18 protein-coding genes, 1 tRNA gene and 3 pseudogenes are annotated in these 20,769 nt (G+C 69.6%); 10 read left to right on the top strand and 12 right to left on the bottom strand.

Annotated features, from left to right (window positions below):
* Positions 1-24: 24 nt before the first annotated feature.
* Positions 25-759, bottom strand: coding sequence for a beta family protein (locus ACWD35_RS31230; protein WP_451354690.1), 735 nt, complete (start codon positions 757-759; stop codon positions 25-27).
* Between the two features lie 537 nt (positions 760-1,296).
* On the opposite strand from ACWD35_RS31230, the gene ACWD35_RS31225 reads away from it, so the two are divergent.
* Positions 1,297-1,872, top strand: coding sequence for an integrase core domain-containing protein (locus tag ACWD35_RS31225; protein ID WP_451354685.1), 576 nt, complete (start codon positions 1,297-1,299; stop codon positions 1,870-1,872).
* Here the strand turns inward: ACWD35_RS31225 and ACWD35_RS31220 are convergent.
* Complete coding sequence (locus ACWD35_RS31220; protein WP_451354684.1) at positions 1,788-4,760, bottom strand: BTAD domain-containing putative transcriptional regulator; 2,973 nt, start codon at positions 4,758-4,760, stop codon at positions 1,788-1,790. The genes ACWD35_RS31225 and ACWD35_RS31220 overlap by 85 nt on opposite strands.
* Positions 4,761-5,562: 802 nt before the next feature.
* Positions 5,563-5,754, bottom strand: a pseudogene (locus tag ACWD35_RS31215) (IS3 family transposase); the annotation flags it as partial.
* Between the two features lie 2 nt (positions 5,755-5,756).
* Between ACWD35_RS31215 and ACWD35_RS31210 the strand changes: the two are divergent.
* A pseudogene (locus tag ACWD35_RS31210) lies at positions 5,757-6,467 on the top strand (IS701 family transposase); the annotation flags it as partial.
* 167 nt (positions 6,468-6,634) lie between these two features.
* Complete coding sequence (locus tag ACWD35_RS31205; RefSeq protein WP_451354683.1) at positions 6,635-7,978, top strand: endonuclease domain-containing protein; 1,344 nt, start codon at positions 6,635-6,637, stop codon at positions 7,976-7,978.
* Between the two features lie 201 nt (positions 7,979-8,179).
* Here ACWD35_RS31205 and ACWD35_RS31200 read toward each other — a convergent pair whose 3' ends face one another.
* From ACWD35_RS31200 to ACWD35_RS31190, 3 genes are read right to left on the bottom strand one after another with little or no spacing between them, the layout of a single operon-like run.
* Entirely contained in the window at positions 8,180-8,344 is a 165-nt protein-coding gene (locus ACWD35_RS31200) for a hypothetical protein (RefSeq protein ID WP_451354682.1), read from the bottom strand.
* Positions 8,345-8,355: 11 nt separating this feature from the next.
* On the bottom strand, positions 8,356-8,646 hold the full coding sequence (locus tag ACWD35_RS31195) for a hypothetical protein (protein ID WP_451354681.1): 291 nt from the start codon (positions 8,644-8,646) through the stop codon (positions 8,356-8,358).
* 47 nt (positions 8,647-8,693) lie between these two features.
* The gene (locus ACWD35_RS31190; protein ID WP_451354680.1) at positions 8,694-9,164 is read right to left on the bottom strand and encodes a helix-turn-helix domain-containing protein; all 471 of its coding nucleotides are present in this window, start codon (positions 9,162-9,164) and stop codon (positions 8,694-8,696) included.
* A gap of 195 nt (positions 9,165-9,359) precedes the next feature.
* Between ACWD35_RS31190 and ACWD35_RS31185 the strand changes: the two genes are divergently transcribed.
* Together ACWD35_RS31185 and ACWD35_RS31180 are read left to right on the top strand one after the other, a co-directional pair.
* Positions 9,360-10,457, top strand: a complete 1,098-nt coding sequence (locus ACWD35_RS31185) for an integrase core domain-containing protein (RefSeq protein ID WP_451354679.1) — start codon at positions 9,360-9,362, stop codon at positions 10,455-10,457.
* Positions 10,458-10,487: 30 nt separating this feature from the next.
* Positions 10,488-11,339, top strand: coding sequence for a zinc ribbon domain-containing protein (locus ACWD35_RS31180; RefSeq protein ID WP_451354678.1), 852 nt, complete (start codon positions 10,488-10,490; stop codon positions 11,337-11,339).
* On the opposite strand, the gene ACWD35_RS31175 is transcribed toward ACWD35_RS31180, so the two are convergent.
* Positions 11,304-11,388 (bottom strand) — tRNA-Leu (locus ACWD35_RS31175). The genes ACWD35_RS31180 and ACWD35_RS31175 overlap by 36 nt on opposite strands.
* A gap of 222 nt (positions 11,389-11,610) precedes the next feature.
* Here ACWD35_RS31175 and ACWD35_RS31170 point away from each other — a divergent pair.
* Positions 11,611-12,798, top strand: a complete 1,188-nt coding sequence (locus ACWD35_RS31170) for a low temperature requirement protein A (protein WP_451354677.1) — start codon at positions 11,611-11,613, stop codon at positions 12,796-12,798.
* Between the two features lie 12 nt (positions 12,799-12,810).
* Here ACWD35_RS31170 and ACWD35_RS31165 read toward each other — a convergent pair whose 3' ends face one another.
* Together ACWD35_RS31165 and ACWD35_RS31160 are read right to left on the bottom strand one after the other, a co-directional pair.
* A complete protein-coding gene (locus ACWD35_RS31165; RefSeq protein WP_451354676.1) occupies positions 12,811-13,488 on the bottom strand; it encodes a GntR family transcriptional regulator in 678 nt (225 codons plus the stop codon).
* 148 nt (positions 13,489-13,636) lie between these two features.
* Positions 13,637-14,584, bottom strand: coding sequence for a beta-ketoacyl-ACP synthase III (locus ACWD35_RS31160; RefSeq protein WP_451354675.1), 948 nt, complete (start codon positions 14,582-14,584; stop codon positions 13,637-13,639).
* Positions 14,585-14,732: 148 nt separating this feature from the next.
* On the opposite strand from ACWD35_RS31160, the pseudogene ACWD35_RS31155 reads away from it, so the two are divergent.
* Together ACWD35_RS31155 and fdhD are read left to right on the top strand one after the other, a co-directional pair.
* Positions 14,733-14,848 (top strand): annotated as a pseudogene (locus ACWD35_RS31155) (2Fe-2S iron-sulfur cluster-binding protein); the annotation flags it as partial.
* 7 nt (positions 14,849-14,855) lie between these two features.
* Entirely contained in the window at positions 14,856-15,704 is an 849-nt protein-coding gene (gene fdhD / locus ACWD35_RS31150; protein ID WP_451354674.1) for a formate dehydrogenase accessory sulfurtransferase FdhD, read from the top strand.
* Positions 15,705-15,725: 21 nt separating this feature from the next.
* Here fdhD and ACWD35_RS31145 read toward each other — a convergent pair whose 3' ends face one another.
* Together ACWD35_RS31145 and ACWD35_RS31140 are read right to left on the bottom strand one after the other, a co-directional pair.
* Positions 15,726-16,253 carry an isochorismatase family protein gene (locus ACWD35_RS31145; protein ID WP_451354673.1) on the bottom strand — a complete coding sequence of 176 codons (528 nt, stop codon included), beginning with the start codon at positions 16,251-16,253 and terminating at the stop codon, positions 15,726-15,728.
* A gap of 19 nt (positions 16,254-16,272) precedes the next feature.
* Entirely contained in the window at positions 16,273-16,710 is a 438-nt protein-coding gene (locus ACWD35_RS31140; RefSeq protein WP_451354672.1) for a MarR family winged helix-turn-helix transcriptional regulator, read from the bottom strand.
* Between the two features lie 126 nt (positions 16,711-16,836).
* Between ACWD35_RS31140 and ACWD35_RS31135 the strand changes: the two genes are divergently transcribed.
* Together ACWD35_RS31135 and ACWD35_RS31130 are read left to right on the top strand one after the other, a co-directional pair.
* Positions 16,837-17,754 carry a quinone oxidoreductase family protein gene (locus ACWD35_RS31135; protein WP_451354671.1) on the top strand — a complete coding sequence of 306 codons (918 nt, stop codon included), beginning with the start codon at positions 16,837-16,839 and terminating at the stop codon, positions 17,752-17,754.
* A 114-nt stretch (positions 17,755-17,868) separates the two neighbouring features.
* Positions 17,869-19,743, top strand: coding sequence for an exo-alpha-sialidase (locus ACWD35_RS31130; RefSeq protein ID WP_451354670.1), 1,875 nt, complete (start codon positions 17,869-17,871; stop codon positions 19,741-19,743).
* Here the strand turns inward: ACWD35_RS31130 and ACWD35_RS31125 are convergent.
* Positions 19,693-20,700: a bile acid:sodium symporter family protein gene (locus ACWD35_RS31125; protein WP_451354689.1), complete on the bottom strand. Its 1,008-nt coding sequence runs from the start codon at positions 20,698-20,700 to the stop codon at positions 19,693-19,695. The genes ACWD35_RS31130 and ACWD35_RS31125 overlap by 51 nt on opposite strands.
* Positions 20,701-20,769 lie beyond the last annotated feature (69 nt).

The raw sequence follows: 20,769 nt of genomic DNA, 5'->3' as shown, positions 1-20,769 counted from the left end.
CCCCGGTCAACTCCTGCCAACGGCTCATGAGACCAACTCTAGGTCGACCGTGTGCACTCGAAGAAGCGACGCCAATGTCTCCGGGGTTCCGGATCTCTTTGCCCCCTCTCCTGCCGCGCACTCGTGCAGCCAGCGTTCACCCTCGCCGTAGTCGGCGCCGCGGACCTCCCCGGACTCCTTGATCCAACGGGCCATGGCACGAACCCTGTCGGCGCGCTCGCTGCCCCGCGCAGGCGCACGGGCGATGAGGAAGCTGTCCGGTGTGGTGTAGCGCAGCAAGCCCCATGGCGGACCGTGCCCGTCCTTGCGGGAAGGGATGTCGGCACTGAAGGCGTGCTCCACGGAGTAGTCGCCATACACGACCGTCCGGGGGAACGAGGGCCGTTCCCTGCGCAGTGTTTGATAGAGGGCAGCACGGTGCCCAGCACATCGAGCGCGGCGATGGCGTTCTCGGCACTCTCGTCGCCTTCCGGGACCGCGCCCATGTCCAGGATGAGGTCGGTCCGCGACGGCACCAGGCAAAGGCGGTCGACCATCCCCGGCAGTCCGGCCGAGCAGCGCTCGTCCGGTCGCTCGTCGACGAGCAACCGTATGCCGAGTCCCCGGCCGCTGAGGAACGCGAGGTCGGCGGTGTAGCGCTGGAGGTTCTCGTCGCGTTCCGGACCCGTGACCAGCCGCAGGCCGCTCCTGGTCGCCAGCCGCCACAGGGCGACGGCGGAACCTCGGATCCGCCCCTCGACATGGACGGCATCGATCCATCCCGGCATTCAGTCCATGGCTTCGATGAGCCGGTCGACGCGCGGGGTAAGCCAAACGGTCCAACACGATCCCATCGTCGCCGGGATCCGGGACGGCCCGCTCCCCTCGGGGCCGCTCCGGCCCCGACCGCGGGACGATCGCCCGCAGGGGTGCTGTCCGTCTCCGTGATCGGGGATCCAGCGCCGCGTACGCGGTCCACGCGCACGGTCGAGTCGGCAGGATCGGTACGTAGATCGGCTCGACCATCGCGGCTCCCCCTCGGACTCTTGCCCCGCCAAATCGCCATCGCCCTGGCCACAGGGTGAGCAAGCATTCTCAGTAACGAAAGAGCACAATTCCAGCCAGAAGCGGACTTTGAAGCGAACAGTGCGAGCGGTGAATCGGGGGACGTTGCCCGAGGATCGCCATACGGTTGGGTTGAACGGTTGATCCGCACACTGACCTGAGACGAAGGAATACGTCACGCGACCCGCCCTGGCCGCCGCGCAGGTGCGCGGCAGTCAGGACCCTCGGCACCACCGCTCACCCCACCGCCACATGGGTCACGCAAACCGCGAAGAATCTCGTCATGGACCTCGAAGATGCCGGCTGCCGGGCCAGGTTCCTGATCCGGGACCGGGACGGGAAGTTCCCGCCCTGTTCGACGCCGTCCTCATGAACGCCGGTGTCGATGTCGTGCTCACCAAAGTCCGCGTGCCCCGCATGAACTCCATCATGGAGAGATGGGTGCAGACCTGTCGGCGCGAGCTTCTGGACCGCACCCTGATCTGGAACCAGCGGCATCTGCTCCACGCCCTACGCGAGTTCGAGGACTTCTACAACTCGCACCGCCCCCACCAAAGCATCGCCAACACCCGCCCAACCCGGCCGCCACCGACGCCGAGGACAGATCCGGAACAGATCACCCGCCTCAACATACGAAAACGCGACCGCCTCGGCCGCATCTTCCACGAACACCGACACGCCGCCGGACCTGGGCGGATGAGGTTTTCGGCAGGCGCGGTGTCCTGCTCTGTACTCCGATTCCATCAAGCCACGCTGTACGCCTGTTGGACGTTGCTGCCGAGCAGTGCGCGAAGCGACTCGGCTTCAGACGAGCCCAACCCCTCGTAGATGTAGAGGGCCTCGCGCCAGCACGCCTGAGCCCGGTCGTGCTGACCGATCCCGTGAAGGGCGCGCCCGAGCACATTGAGGATGTTGCCGCGCCGCCATTCCCCGCCGATGCCGCTCAAAATCGTCAGGGCCAACTCTGCGTTGCCGGCGGCCTGCGCCGAACGGCGTGCAGCGAGGTCGACCTCGGCCAGGCGGAAGAGCGTCATTCCCTCCCACAGGCGCTGACGGCTGTCGCGGAACACCCTCAGGGCCTCCTGGAGGTGGCGAGCCGCGGAGCTCAGCTCGCCGCTCTGGGTGAGAGCCAGGGCAAGCGCGTAACGGCCGTTGGCGCCACGCAGGGAATTGCCCATGGAGTCATAGATGTCGATGCCTCGCTGCGCCAGCGCGACGGCACTCGTCGTGCGACCGGTCGCAAGGTAATTCCGCGACAAGTTGCACAAGGCTCCGGCCTCTCCGGGGGAGTCGCCCAGAGCGCGGAAGTGCTCGATGGCCTCGGAGAGATGCTGTTCTCCGTCTTCGTGCCGATTCTGGTAGAGCGCGATGGCCCCGCTGCTGTTGAGGGCATCGGCAGTGGTCCAGGAGTCACCCGTCGCTCTGCTGAGCCGCACCGCCTCGCTTGCTTCTCGGTCCGCTTCCTGGAAACGGCCCATGAAAAGGTGCAGTTTGGCGAAGATTCCCCGCGCTCGTGCCTCGGTCCGCACGTCCCCCGTGGTCACGGCAGCTTCCAGTATGACCTTTACCGTGTCCTCGTACTCCCTGGTGTTGGCCCCGGACTCCGACAGGTCGAGCACGGCCAACAGCAGGTCCATGGCGCGTCTGAGAGTACCCGAACGCCCCCCGGACTGGCGAGCACAGGAAAGCAGGCAGTTCGCTTCGGTGTAGAGCCAGTCCTGAGCGAAACCACGATCGGCAAACGTCAGCCCGGGACACTCGGTCGTCTCCAAGTGGTCCACGAGATGGTCCCGCGGTCGCTCCATCGCGTACACCTCGGCCGCGGTGGCCAGATAGAAGTCCAGCAATCGGGACACAGCCGCATCCCGCTCGCTCGGTGGCCACTCGTCGCGCTCCGCGCACGCACGCGCATAGAGACGCACCAAATCGTGGTACCGATACCGCCCAGGCGCCGCAGACTCCAGAAGTGACGCGTCGACCAGGGACTCCAACAGGTCTTCCGTCTCCTCCACGGGAAGGTCGAGGACCGCCGCAGCCGCCGCCAGAGAGAGATCCGGTCCGTCAGCCAGACCCAGCAGGCGGAAGGCCCGGGCCTGGGCCGGTTCCAGCTGGCCGTAGCCCAGTTCGAAGGTTGCCTTCACCGCGAGGTCACCGGCCTGGAGCTCGTCCAGACGGCGGCGTTCGTCCGCGAGCTTGGCCGCGAGGACCGAGACCGTCCAGGTGCGGCGGGCCGCCAGGCGTGACGCCGCGATGCGGATCGCCAGCGGGAGAAAACCGCAGGCCGCGACCACGTCCAGGGCGGCCTCGCGCTCGCCGGCCACGCGCTCCTCGCCCACGATCTTCGTGAAGAGCGACAACGCCTCGTCCGGCGACATCACATCCAGGTCCATCAGGTACGCACCGGCCAGATCCACCATGCGGACGCGGGACGTCACCAGTGCCGCGCAGCCTGCCGTCCCCGGCAACAGGGGCCGCACCTGCGCCGCGTCCCGCGCATTGTCCAGCAGGACCAGGACCCGGCGACCGTCCAGGACGGAGCGGTACAGCGCCGCCCGTTCCTCCAGCGAGTCCGGGATCGCCGAGTCCGCCTTGCCCAACGCCCTCAGGAAAGCCCCCAGCACCGTCTCCGGCTCCGCTGCCCGTGCCCCCGAGCCCTGCAGGTCCACGTACAACTGACCGTCGGGGAAGGCGAATCGCGCCTGGTGGGCTACGTGCACGGCAAGTGTCGTCTTACCGATGCCTCCGATCCCGGCCAGTGCCGAAACCGCCATCGCCCGGCTCTCCGCTCCCGAGGCGGCGTTCAGGATTTCGCTCAGCTCGGCGACGAAGGCAGTGCGGCCGGTGAAATCCGGAACCGTCGCGGGCAGCTGCGCGGGACGTTCCGTTACGACCGCCGGTTCCGCCACCGGCCCCGACGGCTCCGCCAATCCGGGGTCCGCTTGCAGAATCCGCTGCTGGAGTTCGCGAAGGCCGGGACGCGGGTCCACGCCCAGCTCCTCCGCCAGCAGGCGCCGCGTGTCCGCGTACACGGCCAGTGCCTCTGCCTGGCGGCCGGAACGGTACAGTGCCAGCATCAGCAGCTCGCGCAACCGCTCCCGCAGCGGATGCGCGGCCGTCAGCGCCGTCAGTTCCGACACCACCTCCGCATGGCAGCCCTGCTCCAGGTCCATGTCAACGCGGGATTCGAGGAGTCGGAGGCGCCACTCCTCCAGGCGGACTCGCTGTGTCTCCGCATACGGGCCCGGTACGCCGGTCAGCGGCTCGCCGTCCCACAGCGCCAGCGCCCGACCCAGCAGCTCCCGCGCATGGCATAGGTCTCCGGCGCTTCGCGCCTTTTCCGCCTCGGCCGCCAGATCCTGAGCCACTGCCAGGTCCAGCGAGCCCTCACGCAGGCCACGGATCGCATAGCCGCCCGACTCGCTCACCAGAACGCCCGGGTCCAGGACTTTGCGCAAGCGAGAGGCGTACGTCCGTACAGCGGCCAAACCCTGCGACGGTCGGTCCTCGCCCCACAGGGCGTCGATCAGCTCCTCCGCGGTGGCAGTACGGCCTTCACGGAGGAGCAGAGCGGCCAGCAAGGCGCGTTGCTGGGGGGAACCGGTGGGGAGTTGCTCCGCCCCGCGCCAGGCACGCACAGGTCCCAGTACGCTGAAACGCGGCAGTTCGTCAGGAGGCGCGGTCAAACGCTGCTCCGGAATCCGTGGTACGCCATCCATCGCTGCCTCCCCTCCCGTCAGCGTATCAACTCGTTTAGCAGACGTATATGGATCGTTTATCGGCGGCTGCCAGCATCGGGGGACCGCGCTCTGCGACTTGCCCAGTCCGGGGCTGCGCTGAGCCGGGGCCCCGGGAGTGGCATCCCGGGCCCCCGGCGGCCCGGAGCGGCGACCGAGGCTCAATCTGCTCCCTTTCCCAACTCTGGCTTACTGCGCCCTCTTTGAGTTACCGTCACCCCAGTGCCGCCGTGCCGCGAGTGGACTGGCCCCTGCCAAGGGCCTCTGAAGGTCCGCTTGTCGGTGCGCGCCACAGATCCGGACTGGGCAAAGTCATAGGGAGATCGAGCGCTGTCATGCAATCAATCAGTCCACCTGTGCTGCTGGCTGGAGTCGTGGTGACTCTGGCCTATTTCGTATTGGTTGGCTACCTCGTCAAATCGTTGAGGTCCAACAAGCGGCTGCCCTTGGTGATCGCAGCTCTAACGGGGCTCGTGGGCGCTCTTCCCGCGGTGCTTTATGCCCTGTACTCCGCGCTCACCGCAGTGACGTAGGCGCCCGGACCGATTCAGATCCGATCCGGGGAAGCAGCTGCTTGACCGAGTCGCTTCCCCGGGCGGTCAGTCACGTCACCGCTGCCTCAGGAGGCTGAGGGTGGGCAACGGGTCAGCGGGGAGCTACTAAGACGGCCGCCGGTGGCCAGTGGCCGAGCGACCGGTACAAAGACGCGGAAATCTTCGCCCTACGCCATCAGATCACAGTGCTGGAGCGCCAACTCCGTGGCGAGAAAGCTCGGTTCTCCCCAAGCGATCGCGCGTTCCCGGCGCCCTGCCGCCTGCTCGTTGATCAGGTTGAGCCAGGTCGCACCGCCCCGGCGGCCGAAGTACTTCGGGTTGAGCACCGCGTGCACGCGCGGGGAGCCGTAGATCCCGCCGGAATCGGTGTGAATCTCCTTGATGCGGTCGGTCAGCTCCGCGTCGCGCCGCCTGCGGTCGATGGTGGTTCACCGGCGACGAGGTGTACTCCGAAGAGATCTCTGGGAGTTCGGGCTGGGCTACACAGTCGGCGTGTCCCACGCCCGCCCGGTCACGGACGGAGCAGGCCGCCGGTGGAAGGTCCGGCAACTGATCAACAAGGTGCGGCCGGCCAGTGGATGCGCATGCGGACCGGACACGGCACCGAGGGAACCCGCGAGTACGACTGGGTCCGGGCGGACGTCCGCGCGGACGACACCCTCGACAAACACCCCGACGGCGTCAGCGTCCTGGTCGCCCGCCGGCACCGATACACCGGCGAAGTCTCCTTCTTCAGCTGCTGGGCACCTGGGCCCGTCGCCCTCGCCCAGCTCGTGGAGGTGATCTGCCGCAGATGGCGGATCGAGGAAACCTTCCAGCTCGGCAAGACCTTCACCGGCCTGGACGAAGGCCAGGTGACCTGCTGGAACTCCTGTATGCGCTGGTCACTGTTCTCCCTGATCGCCGCCGCCGTCCTTGCCCTCACCGTCGCTGCCACGACCAGCGCTGCCCCTGCCGGACCGGCCCGCCTTACCCGCTGACCTGCCTCGAAACCGTGCGGGTCCTGCGGGCGTTCGTGCTGACACCACCCGTCCGGGAAGCGGAACACGTCCTGCACCGGATGGCTTGGCGCCGGCATCACCAAGCCGTCGCGCAAGCCTGCCACCGGCGCCGACACGCTCTCCAGGACCAGCCACCGCCGCCGACTACAGCTGCCGTGTCTGACGCTCGTACGCCCCCGAGGGCCCTGCCAGTCCTTGTCGGACGGCGGGGATCTCGCGTGTTCGGAGCGGGGACGACGGTCTGCGGGGACCGAGGCCCTTGGAGACCCGTTGCCGCGTTGCAGGCCGCTAGCCTGTCGGTATGTCGGAGCGTGTCATGCCCGGCCGTGCGGACGGCCTGATCACCCTGGGTGCCGCGGACGCTCTGTGGGTCGATCTGACGGTCGGCAGCGCTGTGCCGACGGCTTCTGGGGCGTTCACCTGCTCTCCTGCCCGTGCCTGGGTGGGGTACGTCCTGCTCGGCGGCCGCGCGGTGGCGACGGTGAGGGCGAGCGACGGTCAGTGGAGTGTTCCGGAGGTCGAGGTTCGCCGGGCAGCCGCGGAACTGAACGCGGTCGGGATGGATCGGCGCGACCTGGTCCGCGTCGGTCCGTTTCGCGGGGCGCCGAGGCAGGGGTGCGACGAGGAAACACCGCTGCGTTGGCGCCGGCGCATCACGGGGGAACTGCAGGAGCCGGGCTGCCCCGAGCGGGCAGCACGACGTGAAGCCGGCCGGCCGTACCATCTGGCGGGGATCGACTGGCGACAGGTGCTCGTGGAGCAGACCCGCGACCGGACGCAGCGGACGTGGTGGCTGCCGCGCGCCGTGGTCAGGCTGCTCGACACGGCCGAGCACTCCGAAGCGCAGTGGCTGCAAGCCGCGCGGACCCGCCAGGCAGGCGCAGCCGCCGCCGAGCCGCCCTCCCACCCTCGGCAGGCCCGAGACGCCGACGGTCGGCAGACGACGAACCCCGAGGACCCCACCCCCTCACTGCGCCCGTACAACGAAGAGCTGAAAGGCCAGCTGTACTCGGTGCTCAGCAGGAAGCCCGGTACCTCCCGCAAGGTGGCCGGGTGGGCGTGCGCCGTCTGCCGCACCGCACCCGCCGCAGTCCTCGACCACTGCCACGAACACGGCTACGTCCGCGCCCCCGTCTGCCAGTCCTGCAACACACAAGAACGCCCCGACCACCTGTACAGCAACGACATCCGCGTGGCGAACCGCTACACACGCCTCTTCCACACCGACACCGACGACTGGCTCCGCCACTGGCACCGCTGCCCCGGCTGCCGCGCACGCACCACCCTGCCCCTGCCGCACCTCGCCGCATGGACCGCCCACATAGCCTGCCGGTCGCTGCGCCCGACCCACCGCGCCCCCCGCGGACGCAAGCCCTGCGGTGTCCTGCGCGTGTCCTGGACGGGCAGCCAGAACGCGCCCCGTTCCTGCCTGCTCACTGTCGCCGTCGACTGCTGCCCCTCCGGCGAGCACCGCGTCCTGGCGCAGGTCCCCTACCGCGAAGCCGCCGAGCGGTTTCGCGTCTGGTTGGCCGAGACAGCCCCTGCCGTGGCCGCCGCGGCCGGTCCTGACCGCTTGGACGACCTCCCTGCCCAGTTCCGGCCGGTCATCGCGGACACCGACGGCGAGGGCCTCGCGCTGTTCTGAGCGGGCACCGGGACACCTGCCACCCCAACGCCTCGCAGCTGGTGCCCCTCGACACGGTCACCCCGCACGCCCCGCCGCGTGAACTCGGCGTGGGCCGCACGACGTATCTCTGTCGTACGGTGAGCTTGGCAAGGCGGGTCGGTGTAACCGTCCCGGACAATCGATGAGGCCGCCGCGCGCGAAGAGTCGGCAACCCTGACGTCAGCCCGAGCACGCCTTGACGATCACGTAGATGATGACGCAGATGATGATCAGGCTGAAGCACCCGCCGTCATCGTCGCCATCGATCGAGCGCCGGATCCGGTCGCGCTCGTCCTGACGCCCCTGGTCGTATGCCCGCTGTTCCTCCCAGTCGCCGAAGTACACGGTTATTCCCCCTAGTACCAGATGAGTACGACGAGGTAACGGGTGAAGATTCCCGTCGGAATGCACTGGAAGGTGCGCGCCTGGCCAGTGCCTACGTAGTACGCGCCGAGAACCTGGCAGGTCCGTACGTCGTACTGGCCCACGCCGTACCAACGCCATGTCGCCGCCTGGGCGGCCGATGCCGTGGTGATCTGAGTGGTGGGTACGGACGCGGGTGCGGCTTCGGCGGTCCCACCGATGCCGAGGGCCATGGTGATCGCGAGTACCGTGGCGGTGGCCGTCCTTCGAAGGCTGGATTTCAACGCATTTCCTTCCTCTCTGTGGGGGGCTGTGCCCAGGCGGATGTGGTTCACGGGCCGGGTACGGGCGGCGTCGGCGCTGGTTCCGGTTGCTCGGCAGTTGCCTGGGACCGGGAGCTTTCATCGTGCCGTCGGTGCGGTGATTCGGCTTGTGGGTGCGTGCACGGTGGGTTGTTGTTCTGTGCGGATTGTTGAAGGCGGATCGCCTCGGCGCGGTACTCGCCCGGGCTCATTGCGTACGCGGCCTTGAATGCCCGGCTGAACTCGGCCGGTATGAGCAGTCCCCAGCGGGCGGCAAGAGCGGCGATCGGCTGGTTGCGCATCCTGGGGTCGGCAAGGTCGGCGCGGCAGCGTTCCAGGCGCCGGTGGCGGATCGTCGCTGCGACGGTGGCCGGTTCCTGCTGGAACAGAGCGTGGAGGGAGCGCAGGGAGATGTGGTGATGGGCGGCGATGGCGGCCGGCCGGAGATCGGGGTCGCCGAGGTGGCGGTTGATGAAGGCGTTGATCTGTGCGCGCAGCACTGTGGTGCGGGCCTCCGCCGGTACGAGCTCTGCCTTGTCGAGCCGGTCGGCAGCGAAGGAGGCGACGAGGTCGGCGGTGAGGGTGCCCAGGCGGTGAGCTTCTGCCGGCCCGAGCTCTGTGCGTGCCGAGAATCTCGTCCGCGCAGGTCATCCCGCTTGTGATCGCTGCGAGTTGCCACGGCATGATGACCACTCGTGCTCCTGCGTCTCGCCTATCTGACCGTGTCGAATGCCTTCGCCGCGCTCTGGCTGCTCCCGAAGAGCGACCGTGCCAAGGACGCCGAGATCCTGGCCCTACGCCACCAGATCAGGGTCCTTGAACGGCAACTCGGCTCGAAAAAGGTGAAGTTTGCCCCCGAGGACCGGGCCTTCCTCGCCGCGCTCCTGGCACCGTTGCCGCGCCAGGTACTGCGTCGTCTCCGGCTTCCGGTACGTCCGGACACGGTGCTGCGGTGGCACCACAACCTGGTGAAGCGGCGGCACGCCCGCATCTGCCGCCCCAAGCAGCCCGGACGACCCCGCACCGTCCGCTCGATCCGGGCGCTGGTCCTGCGTCTAGCCCGCGAGAACAGCGGCTGGGGCTACCGCCGTATCCACGGGGAACTCGCCGTACTCGGCATCACCATCGCCCCGTCCACCGTCTGGGAGATCCTCAAGGCCGAGGGCGTCGACCCGGCGCCGGAACGGACCGCCACCACCTGGGCCGGCTTCCTGCGCTCCCAGGCCGACGCCCTGCTGGCCATCGACTTCATCGAAACCATCACCCTGACCGGGCAGCGGCAGTACATCCTGGCCGTCATCGAGCACGCAACCCGCCGCATCCGTGTTCTGGGCACCACCGCGCACCCCACCGCGGGCTGGGTGACCCAGGCGGTCAAGAACCTCGTCATGGACCTTGAGGACGTGGGCGCGCACGCCGCCTACCTGATCCGCGACCGTGACGCGAAGTATCCCGCCCTGATCGACGAGATCCTCGCCGACGCCGGCATCCAGAGCGTGTTCACCGGCGTTCGCATGCCAAGGATGAACTCGATCATGGAGAGATGGGTGCTCAGCCTCCGCCGCGAGCTCCTCGACCGCACCCTCGTCTGGAACGCTCACCACCTGCGCCATGCCCTTCGAGAGTATGAGCGGTTCTACAACGAGCACCGCACCCACCGCTCCCTGCAGGCAGCCGCGCCGCTGCGTGCACTCCCCGAAACCATCACCGACCCCAGGAAGATCGCCCGCCTCGACATACGCCGCCACGACCGCCTCGGCGGAGTGATCCACGAATACCATCACGCCGCTTGACCTGCACGGACGTGATTCTCGGCACACACAATGACCCACAACCCCGCCACGGACTGGATCCGCTCCAACGAACCCGCCCACGAAGCCATCATCAGCCCGGACCTCTTCGAGGCCGCCGAAACCGTCCGCAGACAGCGGGCCCGTACCCAGGCCAAGCAGGAACGTACCGGAAAGCAAGGCGCACGCCCCTACGTCTTGCGCGGACGCCTCCGGTGCAGCCTGTGCGGGCGCAAGATGCAGCCCGCCACCATCCACAACAGCGTCTACTACCGCTGCGAATTCAAGGACCAGGAACAGGCCCTCTACCCCGGCCTCACCCACCCACGCACCGTCTACCTGCGCGAAGACGTCGTCTGCCGGGCCCTCGACCAGTGGATCGCCAGGGCCTTCGCCCCCGACCGGCTCACCACCACCCTCGAAGCCCTCACCCACGCAAACGCCGCAGCAAGCACCCAAGAAACGCAGACACCCGAGCAGGCCCAAGCACGCCAGACGATCAAGGACTGCGAGCGCCGGCTCGCCCGCTACCAGGCCGCCCTCGAAGCCGGAGCCGACCCAGCAGTCGTCACCCAGTGGATCAACGACGCGCAGAAAGACAAGGAGGCAGCACGGACGAAGCTGGACGCGCTCCCCACCGTCACTCGCAAGAAGGAATCCCCACTCGACGCGCAACAGATCCGAGAGTTCACTGAGAGCCTTGGAGGCATTGCACGGCGCATCCATGCAGCGGACGCAAACACGAAAGGCCCGCTCTACGAAGCCCTCGGGATCGAAATCGCCTACGAAAACGCAACGAGGACCGCGACCGTAAGGTCGAGGCCCTCGTCTCCGTATCGTCAATCGTTGTGTCCGAGGGGGGACTTGAACCCCCACGCCCGATAAAGGGCACTAGCACCTCAAGCTAGCGCGTCTGCCATTCCGCCACCCGGACTAGGTGTCTGCCGCCTTACCGGGGCTGTTCCCCGCGGCGACATGGACAACAATACCAAGCTTTCGGAGTGCGTTTCACCTGCGTATCCGCCTGCCGAGGGCGGCGGCCGGCCTGCACGAACAGTGACCGGACGGTCGCATCCTGAAGACAGGATCCTGCATACACATGCGGCTCCCCCTCTCTCTACGATCTGCTCACCGATCATCGGAGGGGGAACACCGTATGGACGCCACACCGTCGTACCCGGACGCCGAGGAACCGGGGCGCCGGGTCACCAGTCTCGAGCTCTTCTTCGACCTGGTCTTCGTCTTCACGCTCACCCAGCTGACGGTGCTGCTCGCGCACGACCTGTCGTTCGCAACGGCCGCCCGGGGGGCGCTGATCCTGGTCGTGCTGTTCTGGATGTACGGCGCCTACGCGTACCTCACCAATCAGGTGCCGCCCGACCGGCCGTCCCGGCGGCTGCTGCTGATGCTCGGCATGGCCGCGTTCCTGGTGTGCGCGCTGGCGATCCCGCGGGTCTTCGACGACACCGGCGTGGTCTTCGGCCTCGGCTTCCTCCTGGTGGTCGTCGTGCACACGGCGCTGTACACGCGCAGCCACGGCTGGGACTCCGTCTGGTACGGCGCCTCCAACGGCCTGGCCGCCCTGTCGGTGACCGGTGCGGGCCTGGTCCACGGCCTTGCGGCTGACGGCCTGTGGCTGCTTGCGCTCGCTCTGCAGTTCGTGACGCCGTACGTCGCGGAGCACGGGCCCGGCCGCCGGGACGGGCGCAGCGCGGCGACGATGCGGGTGCAGCTGGGCAGCCTGGACCCGGCGCACTTCGTGGAGCGCCACGGACTGCTGCTGATCATCGCGTTCGGCGAGTCCGTGATCTCCATCGGTGTCGGCATCGGTGATCTGCCGCTCACGCCGGGCCTGTTCGGGGGCGCGTTCCTGGCGCTCGCTCTCGCGGTCGCGCTGTGGTGGACGTACTTCGTTCGCGACGAGGAGGCCGCGGAGGCCGCGTTCCGTGCCACACCGGCCCCGCAGCGCTGGCGGCTGGCGATGAACGCCTACTACTACGCGTTCCTGCCGATGCTCCTGGGCGTCGCCTACCTGGCGACAGGGGTCAAGAAGACCATGGGGCACCTGGACGAACACCCGCACTGGGGAGCGGCGTTGGTGCTGGCGGGCGGGGTGGCCCTGTTCCTGGCGGGCGACGCGGCCTTCCGAACGGTCATGGGGCTGCGGCCCGTTCGCCACCGCGCGGGCACGGCCCCGCTCGCCCTCGCGACCGCCCCTGTCGCCGTCCGACTTCCGGCGTACGCCGAACTCCTGCTCCTGGTGGCCGTGTTGGTGGTCATGCTGGCGCTGGAGTCGCGCCATTACTCGACGCAGGTGGGCGCGGAGCAGCCGACCGCGGCCTGAGGCACCTGGGAGTCAGGCGCTGTTGCGCCGGTGGTAGGAGTGGCGGGTGTGCTCGGTGTGTTCGCGCATCAGGCGGGAGGCGCGCTGCTCGTCCCCGTCGATGATCGCGTCGATCAGCTCCTGGTGCTCCGTCCACGAGGTGTCGCCGCGCAGGCCGGCCACCGGGGTGTGGTACCAGCGGACCCTGCGGTCGACCTGTGCGGCGAGTCCTGCGAGGACCACGTTGCCGGCCAGTTCCATGATCTTGGCGTGGAAGGCCGCGTTGAGGGCCACGGCCCGGGCGACGTCGTCGGCGGCGTCGCACGCACGCCCCTGCTCCACGATGTCCCGGAGCGCGTCGATGCCCGCTCGGTCGGCGTTGGCGACGGCCAGGCGGGTGGCCTCCGCCTCCAGCAGCGTACGGACCGCCAGCAGCTGGTCGGCCTCCTCCTCGGTCGGCTCGTGCACGAACGCGCCCTGGGCGGGCCGCAGTTCGACCCAGCCCTCGGTGTTCAGCCGCTGCAGCGCCTCACGCACCGGCTGCCGGGAGACGCCGAGGTGGGCGGCGAGTTCGCTCTCCACGAGATGCTGGCCGGGCTGCAGGGCGTGGGTGGTGATGAGTTCCAGCAGCGCCTCGTAGACACGGTCACGCAGCGGGCCGGGGCGCTCCAGCTTGGGCACGGACCCCTGCGGCAGTCCGGTCGACAACATCGCGGTCCCCCTCCTGGGCGGGCTGCCGTACACCGTGCACGGTATGCAGTACACAGTGGACCGCCCGCCATGGATTGTCTTTCGTCCACAACCTACGGCGCACGGTACCGGCGAGCGCCGCGCTCGGGCGCCTCACACCAGGGGCATCTCAGGGGCAGCGGACGACCTGTCCGGCGTACGACAGGTTCCCGCCGAAGCCGAACAGCAGCGCCGAGTCGCCGGAGCGCACCGCGCCCCGCTCGATCAGCTTGGACAGGGCGAGCGGGATGCTGGCGGCGGAGGTGTTACCGGATTCGGTGACATCGCGCGCGACCACAGCGTTGACGGCGCCGAGCTTCTCGGCGAGGGGCTCGATGATGCGCAGGTTGGCCTGGTGCAGGACGACCGCGGCGAGGTCGGCGGGCTCGATGCCGGCCTTCTCGCAGGCGCGGCGGGCGATGGCCGGCAGCCGGGTGGTGGCCCAGCGGTAGACGCTCTGCCCCTCCTGCGCGAACCGGGGCGGGGTGCCCTCGATCCGCACGGCGTGCCCCATCTCCGGCACCGAACCCCACAGCACCGGCCCGATCCCGGGCTCCTCCCCCGGCGCGCAGGCCTCGACCACAGCGGCCCCGGCCCCGTCGCCGACCAGGACGCAGGTGGTGCGGTCGCTCCAGTCGGTGATCTCGGACATCTTGTCGGCGCCGATGACGAGGGCCCGGGTGGCCGCACCGGCCCGGACGGTGTGGTCGGCGGTGGCGAGGGCATGCGTGAACCCGGCGCAGACGACGTTGACGTCCATGGCGGCGGGCTGCGGGATGCCGAGCCGGGCCGCGACCCGGGCGGCGGTGTTCGGGGAGCGGTCGATCGCGGTGGAGGTGGCGACCAGCACCAGGTCGATGTCGTCCGCGGTGAGCCCGGCGGCGGCGAGGGCCTTGGCGGCGGCGTGCGCGGCGAGTTCGTCGACGGGTTCGTCGGGGCCCGCGATGTGCCGCGTGCGGATGCCCACCCGGCTGCGGATCCACTCGTCACTGGTGTCCACCATGCCGGCCAGGTCCTCATTGGTGAGCACCCGGGCGGGCTGGTAGTGACCGATCGCCGTGATGCGCGATCCGTTCATAGGCGTATTCCCTCGTTGCCGTGGGTAGCGGGACGCCCCAGTCTGTTCGGTGACTCACGGGTACGAGGGCAGGTGAAGCCACAGGAATCGAACCCTGCGATTGTCGGCTTCCCTCAGGTCATGCCACTGCCGGGTCGGTTTCTCCATCGATGTGCAGGACAATAGGTCGCGAAGGTCACCTCTGCGCCAGACAGTCCGGTGACCCACGGCACTCTCTGCATCAAGGGCCGTTTCGGCTGCCAGCACGTACAGAACCGGGGCTGATCAGGACATGGGACGAGTCACGGAACGACGCAAGGTCCTCCGCATCCGGGACGGGGCGGTCTCCACCCGGCCGGACACCCTCGTCGCCGAGGAGCCCCTGGAGATCCGGCTCGACGGCAAGCCCCTCGCGATCACCATGCGCACGCCCGGTGACGACTTCGCGCTGGCGGCCGGTTTCCTGGTGAGCGAAGGCGTCCTGGCCGCTGCATCCGATGTGCAGAACATTGTCTACTGTGCCGGGGCGACTGTAGACGGTTCGAACACCTACAACGTGGTCGACGTGAAGACCGCCCCGGGTGTCGTCCTGCCGGACTTCACGCTGGAGCGGAACGTCTACACCTCCTCGTCCTGCGGGCTGTGCGGCAAGGCCAGCCTGGACGCGGTGCGGACGACGGCCCGCTGGCCCATCGCCGACACTCCCCCGGTCCGGGTCACGCCGGAGCTGCTGGCCGGCCTGCCGGACCAGCTGCGGGAGGCCCAGCGGGTGTTCGACCGCACGGGCGGCCTGCACGCGGCGGCCCTGTTCACCGAGGACGGGGAGCTGCTGGACATACGGGAGGACGTGGGCCGGCACAACGCGGTCGACAAGCTCGTGGGGCGAGCCCTGCAGAACGGGGAGCTGCCGCTGTCGCGGTCCATCCTGCTGGTGTCCGGCCGGGCTTCGTTCGAGCTGGTGCAGAAGGCGGTGATGGCGGGCATTCCGGTGCTCGCGGCGGTGTCGGCGCCGTCGTCCCTCGCCGTGGACCTGGCCGCCGAGACGGGTCTGACCCTGGTGGGCTTCCTGCGGGGCAGCTCGATGAACGTGTACGCGGGCGAGGACCGCGTCGCCCTGCGGGCCGAAGCCGCCCAGGGCTGACCGGCGTCCCCGCCGCAGGGGTCAGCGGGCCGCGAGGCGTACCTGAGCGGACGTCACGACCGTGCCGAGCCTCGGGAAGTCGAGCCGGGTGGACGCCTCGTGCTCGGCGGCGGTGAAGGCGGTCATGGCGTCCTCGGCGAAGACGAGCTGGTAGCCGAGGTCGGCGGCGGCGCGGGCGGTGGACTCGACACCGAGGTTGGTGGCGATGCCGCCGAACACCAGGGTGGTGACGCCGCGTTCGCGCAGCCGCTCGTGCAGACCCGTGTCCTGGAAGCCGCCGATCGTCCGCTTGACGATCTCCAGGTCCCCGTCCCGCAGCAGGCCCGGCACCAGCCCGCTGCCGGGCGGTTGTTCGGCGACCGCGGGCCGTTCGACGCGGACGAGGACGACGAGCGCGCCGGCGGAGCGGAAGTGCACCGCCAACTCCTCTGCCGCCTCAAGCACTTCGGTGCCTTTGCGGGGTTCCAGGGGCAGCGCGACGATGCGTTCCATCAGGTCGACGAGGACGAGGGCGGTTCGCTGCGGATCGAGCACGGGAGCTGCGGTCATGACGGAACGTCAGCCGTCGTCAGCCGTCCGTGCCGGAAATCCGGATCAACAGGCCCATGAACTGCTCGCGTTCGGCCGCGGACAGCGGGGCGAGGAGTTCGTCGTTGGCTGCGCGGGCCGCCTGCTCGCAGCGGGTGAGCAGGCGCGCTCCCTCGTCGGTGAGGGTGACCGCGTTCTTGCGGCGGTCCCTCGGGTCCGGGGAGCGGACGACAAGGCCGTTGGACTGCAGGTCGTTGAGGACGCCGACCACGTCCTTCGGGTCCAGGCCCACGCTGCGGCCGAGGTCGGCCTGGGCGACGGGACCGAGATCACGGACGGCGGAGAGCACCACGTGGTGCCACATCTTCATGCCCTCGGCGGCGAGCGCGTCGGCGACCAGGCCGCGACCACGCGCGGCGGCCCGGCCGAGGAGCCAGCTGGGCAGGGAGCGGATCGCGGACAGGGGTGCTTCGGCCATGCCGGCAGCCTACCGAAGAATCGTTGGACTTCCCCACGAACCTCCATTACCGTTGGGGCCACCAACGAGTTCATGGGGATTCCCAACGATCGATGGGCCGGGTCCGCCCGGCCACTGGAGGTTGCGATGCGCCGGGTCCGGTACGACTCCACAGGCGGCCCGCTGTTCCTGGAAGAGGCCCCCGTCCCCGAGCCCGGCCCCGGCGAACTGCTGGTGCGCTGCGAGGCGGTCGGTGTGACACTGCCGGTGGTCCGCAAGGTCACCGAGGCCGCCGAACCGATCCCGCTCGGCGGCGAGATCGCCGGCCGCGTGGTGGCGGTGGGCGAGGGCGTGACCCGCTTCGGCGCCGGCGACCTGGTCACCGGGCTGTGCTTCGGTCACGGGTACGCCGACTTCGCCGTGCTGCACGAGGCCATGACCTCCCCCGTACCGGAGGGGGCCGGTGCCGTCGACGCGGTCGCGCTGGTGCGCAGCGGCCTGGTGGCCTTCGGCGCGCTGGAGGCGGCGCGGCTCACGCCGGGCGAGGCGGTCCTGGTGACGGCGGCGGCGAGCGGGGTCGGGCACCTGGCGGTGCAACTGGCGCGGGCGCGGGGCGCGGGCCTGGTGATCGGTGCGGTCTCCGACCCGGCCAAGGCGGACTTCGTCCGCTCCCTGGGCGCGGACGACTGCATACAGTACGCGGACGACAGTTGGGGAGAGTCCGTCGACTGTGTACTGGATGCGGTCGGCGGTGACCTGCTCACCCCCGCCCTCGCCGCACTCGCCCCACACGGCCGTCTGGTCGCCTACAGCTCGGGCGGCGGCACGATCCGGGCGTACGACCTGCTGGTCGGCGCCAAGTCGGTGATCGGCTTCCAGATGGCGCTGATCGCCCGCGGCCGGCCGGAGCTGTACGAGCAGTGGCGGCAGGAGCTGTGGCGGCTGCACGGCGAAGGAACCCTCAAGCCCGCCGTGCACGGGGAGTTCGCGCTGGAGGACGCGGCGAAGGCGCACGCGGTGATCGAGGCGCGGGCCAACCTCGGCAAGGTGGTCCTTCGCCCGTAGGTGCCGCACGCTTCTTGTCGGGTTCAAGGACCCCAACTACCCTCGATGGGGCGCACGTTGGACGTGGGATGTCCGGATGTCCAGATGCCCGGCCGACGAAGGGCAGGTCGCACCATGCCGTCAGGTCTTCGCGCCCGTCTCAGATCTCTCCTGGCCCCCGCGGTCGCCGCCGCGGCACTGCTGCTGGTGCCGCTCGCCGCGCCGCATCCGGCCGAGGCCCAACCCGCCGCCGCACCAGCGCCGTTCGAGCAGCAGATCCTGTTCAAGTCCGCCCAGGATCCCGGCTACGCCTGCTTCCGCATCCCGGCGATCGTGCGGACGAACGACGGGACGCTGCTGGCGTTCGCCGAGGGCCGGGTCCTCAACTGCGGGGACGCGGCCGACATCGACGTCGTCGTCAAGCGCTCCACCGACGGTGGCCGCACCTGGGGTCCGCTGCGGGTCGTCAGTGAGGGCGCGGGCGACACCCACGGCAATCCGGCACCGCTCGTGGACCGCGACACCGGCCGGATCTGGCTTGCCGAGACGTACAACACGGGCCGTAAGGACAGCGCCAGTTGCTCCGTGCCCTGTGACCGCACCCCGCATCTGCAGTACAGCGACGACGACGGCCTGACCTGGTCCGAGCCGCGCGATCTCAGCCCCGAGATCCTGCCCGCAGAGTGGAACTCCTGGTACGCGACCGGCCCCGTACACGGCATCCAGCTCACCCACGGCCAGTACGCCGGCCGGCTGGTCTTCGGCGTCAACGCCGAGACATGGGACGGCCGGATCACCGCCAACCACGCGGCGCTCATCATCAGCGACGACAACGGCGGCCACTGGCGGATCGGAGCCACCGACACCTGGCCGATCGCCGCCGACGGCACCTTCCGGCAGAAGCCCTCCGAACTGACCCTCGTCGAGCGCAACGACGGTGCGGTCCTGGTCAGCGGCCGGGAGCAGGACGGCACCGACCTCGGCCACCGCACCGAGACGCTCAGCCGCGACGGCGGCTCCAGCTTCACCGCGCCCTTCCGCGCTCTGCCCGACCTGTACACGCCGCAGGTGCAGGGCTCGATGCTGCGGCTGGACGACCGCATCCTGCTGGCCTGCCCCGGCGACCCGGACCGGCGCCGCACGATGATGATCCGTTCCTCCTACGACGGCGGACGCACCTGGGACAGCGTGGACCGCGGCACGGTCGTCACCCGGGACTGGTCCGGCTATTCCGATCTGGTCCGCGCCGACGAGGACACCGTGGGCCTGCTGTACGAGGGCGGCGCGGTGGACGCCCGTGACGAGATCCGGTTCGCCCGCTTCACCGAGGACTGGCTCGCCCCGCGCCGCGGCCCGGACCCGGTCACCGCCGACCTCGCCCCACACGGTCACCCCGCCGCAGTGCTCGGTGGCGCCGAGGAGACGGACGGCGTCCTCGGCGGCGCGCTGGAGTTCGACGGCACCGACGACGCCGTACGCCTGCCGTACCGCGACGAACTCCCGCTGAGCTCGAAGGACTTCACGGCGAGCCTGTGGTTCCGGTACACGGCCACGAGCGGGGAGCAGCCGCTGCTGTGGATGGGCGGCATCGGCACCAGCCAGCCGCAGGTGTGGGTGCGCGGCGAGCCGGCGAACAACCGGGTCCAGGCCCTCATCACCGTGCGCAACGGCGCCACCCCGCCGCGGACCGTATCCGTTCGATCGGATATCGCATACAACGACGGCCGCTGGCACCACCTGGCGCTCCGCCGCGGCGGCGGCCGGTTCGCGCTGTTCGTCGACGGTATGCAGTGGTCCGTAGCCGATATACCGGGGCCGGTCAGCCGTAACTCCCCCTTCGGCGTGCACATCGGTCAGCGCATGGACAGCCGGGCCTACTTCACCGGCGCGATCGACGACGTACACCTGTGGGACCGGGCGCTCGGCGACGAGGAGCTGTCCGACCCGAAGGCGCTGCGCTCACCGCACGACACTGTGTTCTGGCTGCCCCTGGACGAGGTGGGCGACTGACACGTCCGTGGCCTCCTCCGGGTCGCGGGCGCGCCGCTTGGCGATGACCGCGCACACCATGAGCTGCATCTGGTGGAAGAGCATCAGCGGCAGCACGGCGAGGGAGGCGTGGGCGCCGAACAGGACGCTCGACATGGGCAGCCCGGAGGCGAGGGACTTCTTCGACCCGGCGAACTGGATGGAGATCCGGTCCGCCCGGCCGAAGCCGAGGGCCTTGCCTCCGTACCAGGTCAGCGCGAGCATCACGGCCAGCAGGACGGCCTCGACGGCGAGCAGCGCGGCGAGGCGCGCGGGGCTGACCTGGTGCCACATGCCCTGGGTCATGCCCTCGCTGAACGCGGTGTAGACGACCAGCAGGATCGAGCCGCGGTCGACCAGTCCGAGGACCTTCTTGTGCCGCGTGACGAAGGGGCCGATCCAGCGGCGCGCCAGCTGCCCGGCGACGAACGGCACGAGCAGCTGGAGCACGATCTTCACCAGCGAGTCGGCGGAGAACCCGCCGCCGCTGCCGCCGAGGAGGGCCGCGGCGAGCAGCGGGGTGAGGACGATGCCGGCCAGGGAGGAGAAGGAGCCCGCGCAGATCGCGGCGGGCACGTTGCCGCGGGCGATCGAGGTGAAGGCGATGGAGGACTGGATCGTCGACGGCACGAGGGTCAGGAACAGCAGGCCCTGGTACAGCGGATGGGTCAGCAGTGCCGGTACGAGAGCGCGCGCGCCCAGCCCCAGCACGGGAAAGACGACGAACGTGCAGGCGAGGACGGTGGCGTGGAGCCGCCAGTGCCGGAGTCCGTCCAGTGCCTCGCGGGTGGACAGGCGGGCGCCGTAGAGGAAGAAGAGGAACGCGATCGCGGCCGTGGAGGCGCCCGAGGCCACGTCGGCGCCGGTGCCCCGGGCCGGGAGCAGTGCGGCGAGGCCCACCGTCCCGAGCAGCAGCACGATGTACGGGTCGATCGGCATCCAACTCGGCCAGCTCAGGCGTTTCACGGTGCTCCGATGTGCTGTGCGTGTCTGTCGGGGTCTTTCCTG

This window comes from Streptomyces sp. NPDC002671 (assembly GCF_053592475.1).
The sequence above is the reverse complement of the archived record's forward strand: the minus strand, read 5'-3'. Positions and strand labels throughout refer to the sequence as shown.

What these genes read in the sequence shown, in the direction of transcription:
- ACWD35_RS31230 (WP_451354690.1), bottom strand. Translation starts at nt 759, where the DNA reads ATGGATCGATGCCGTCCATGTCGAGGGGCGGATCCGAGGTTCCGCCGT.
- ACWD35_RS31225 (WP_451354685.1), top strand. Translation starts at nt 1,297, where the DNA reads ATGGGTCACGCAAACCGCGAAGAATCTCGTCATGGACCTCGAAGATGC.
- ACWD35_RS31220 (WP_451354684.1), bottom strand. Translation starts at nt 4,760, where the DNA reads ATGGATGGCGTACCACGGATTCCGGAGCAGCGTTTGACCGCGCCTCCT.
- ACWD35_RS31205 (WP_451354683.1), top strand. Translation starts at nt 6,635, where the DNA reads ATGTCGGAGCGTGTCATGCCCGGCCGTGCGGACGGCCTGATCACCCTG.
- ACWD35_RS31180 (WP_451354678.1), top strand. Translation starts at nt 10,488, where the DNA reads ATGACCCACAACCCCGCCACGGACTGGATCCGCTCCAACGAACCCGCC.
- ACWD35_RS31170 (WP_451354677.1), top strand. Translation starts at nt 11,611, where the DNA reads ATGGACGCCACACCGTCGTACCCGGACGCCGAGGAACCGGGGCGCCGG.
- ACWD35_RS31165 (WP_451354676.1), bottom strand. Translation starts at nt 13,488, where the DNA reads ATGTTGTCGACCGGACTGCCGCAGGGGTCCGTGCCCAAGCTGGAGCGC.
- ACWD35_RS31160 (WP_451354675.1), bottom strand. Translation starts at nt 14,584, where the DNA reads ATGAACGGATCGCGCATCACGGCGATCGGTCACTACCAGCCCGCCCGG.
- fdhD (WP_451354674.1), top strand. Translation starts at nt 14,856, where the DNA reads ATGGGACGAGTCACGGAACGACGCAAGGTCCTCCGCATCCGGGACGGG.
- ACWD35_RS31145 (WP_451354673.1), bottom strand. Translation starts at nt 16,253, where the DNA reads ATGACCGCAGCTCCCGTGCTCGATCCGCAGCGAACCGCCCTCGTCCTC.
- ACWD35_RS31140 (WP_451354672.1), bottom strand. Translation starts at nt 16,710, where the DNA reads ATGGCCGAAGCACCCCTGTCCGCGATCCGCTCCCTGCCCAGCTGGCTC.
- ACWD35_RS31135 (WP_451354671.1), top strand. Translation starts at nt 16,837, where the DNA reads ATGCGCCGGGTCCGGTACGACTCCACAGGCGGCCCGCTGTTCCTGGAA.
- ACWD35_RS31130 (WP_451354670.1), top strand. Translation starts at nt 17,869, where the DNA reads ATGCCGTCAGGTCTTCGCGCCCGTCTCAGATCTCTCCTGGCCCCCGCG.
- ACWD35_RS31125 (WP_451354689.1), bottom strand. Translation starts at nt 20,700, where the DNA reads ATGCCGATCGACCCGTACATCGTGCTGCTGCTCGGGACGGTGGGCCTC.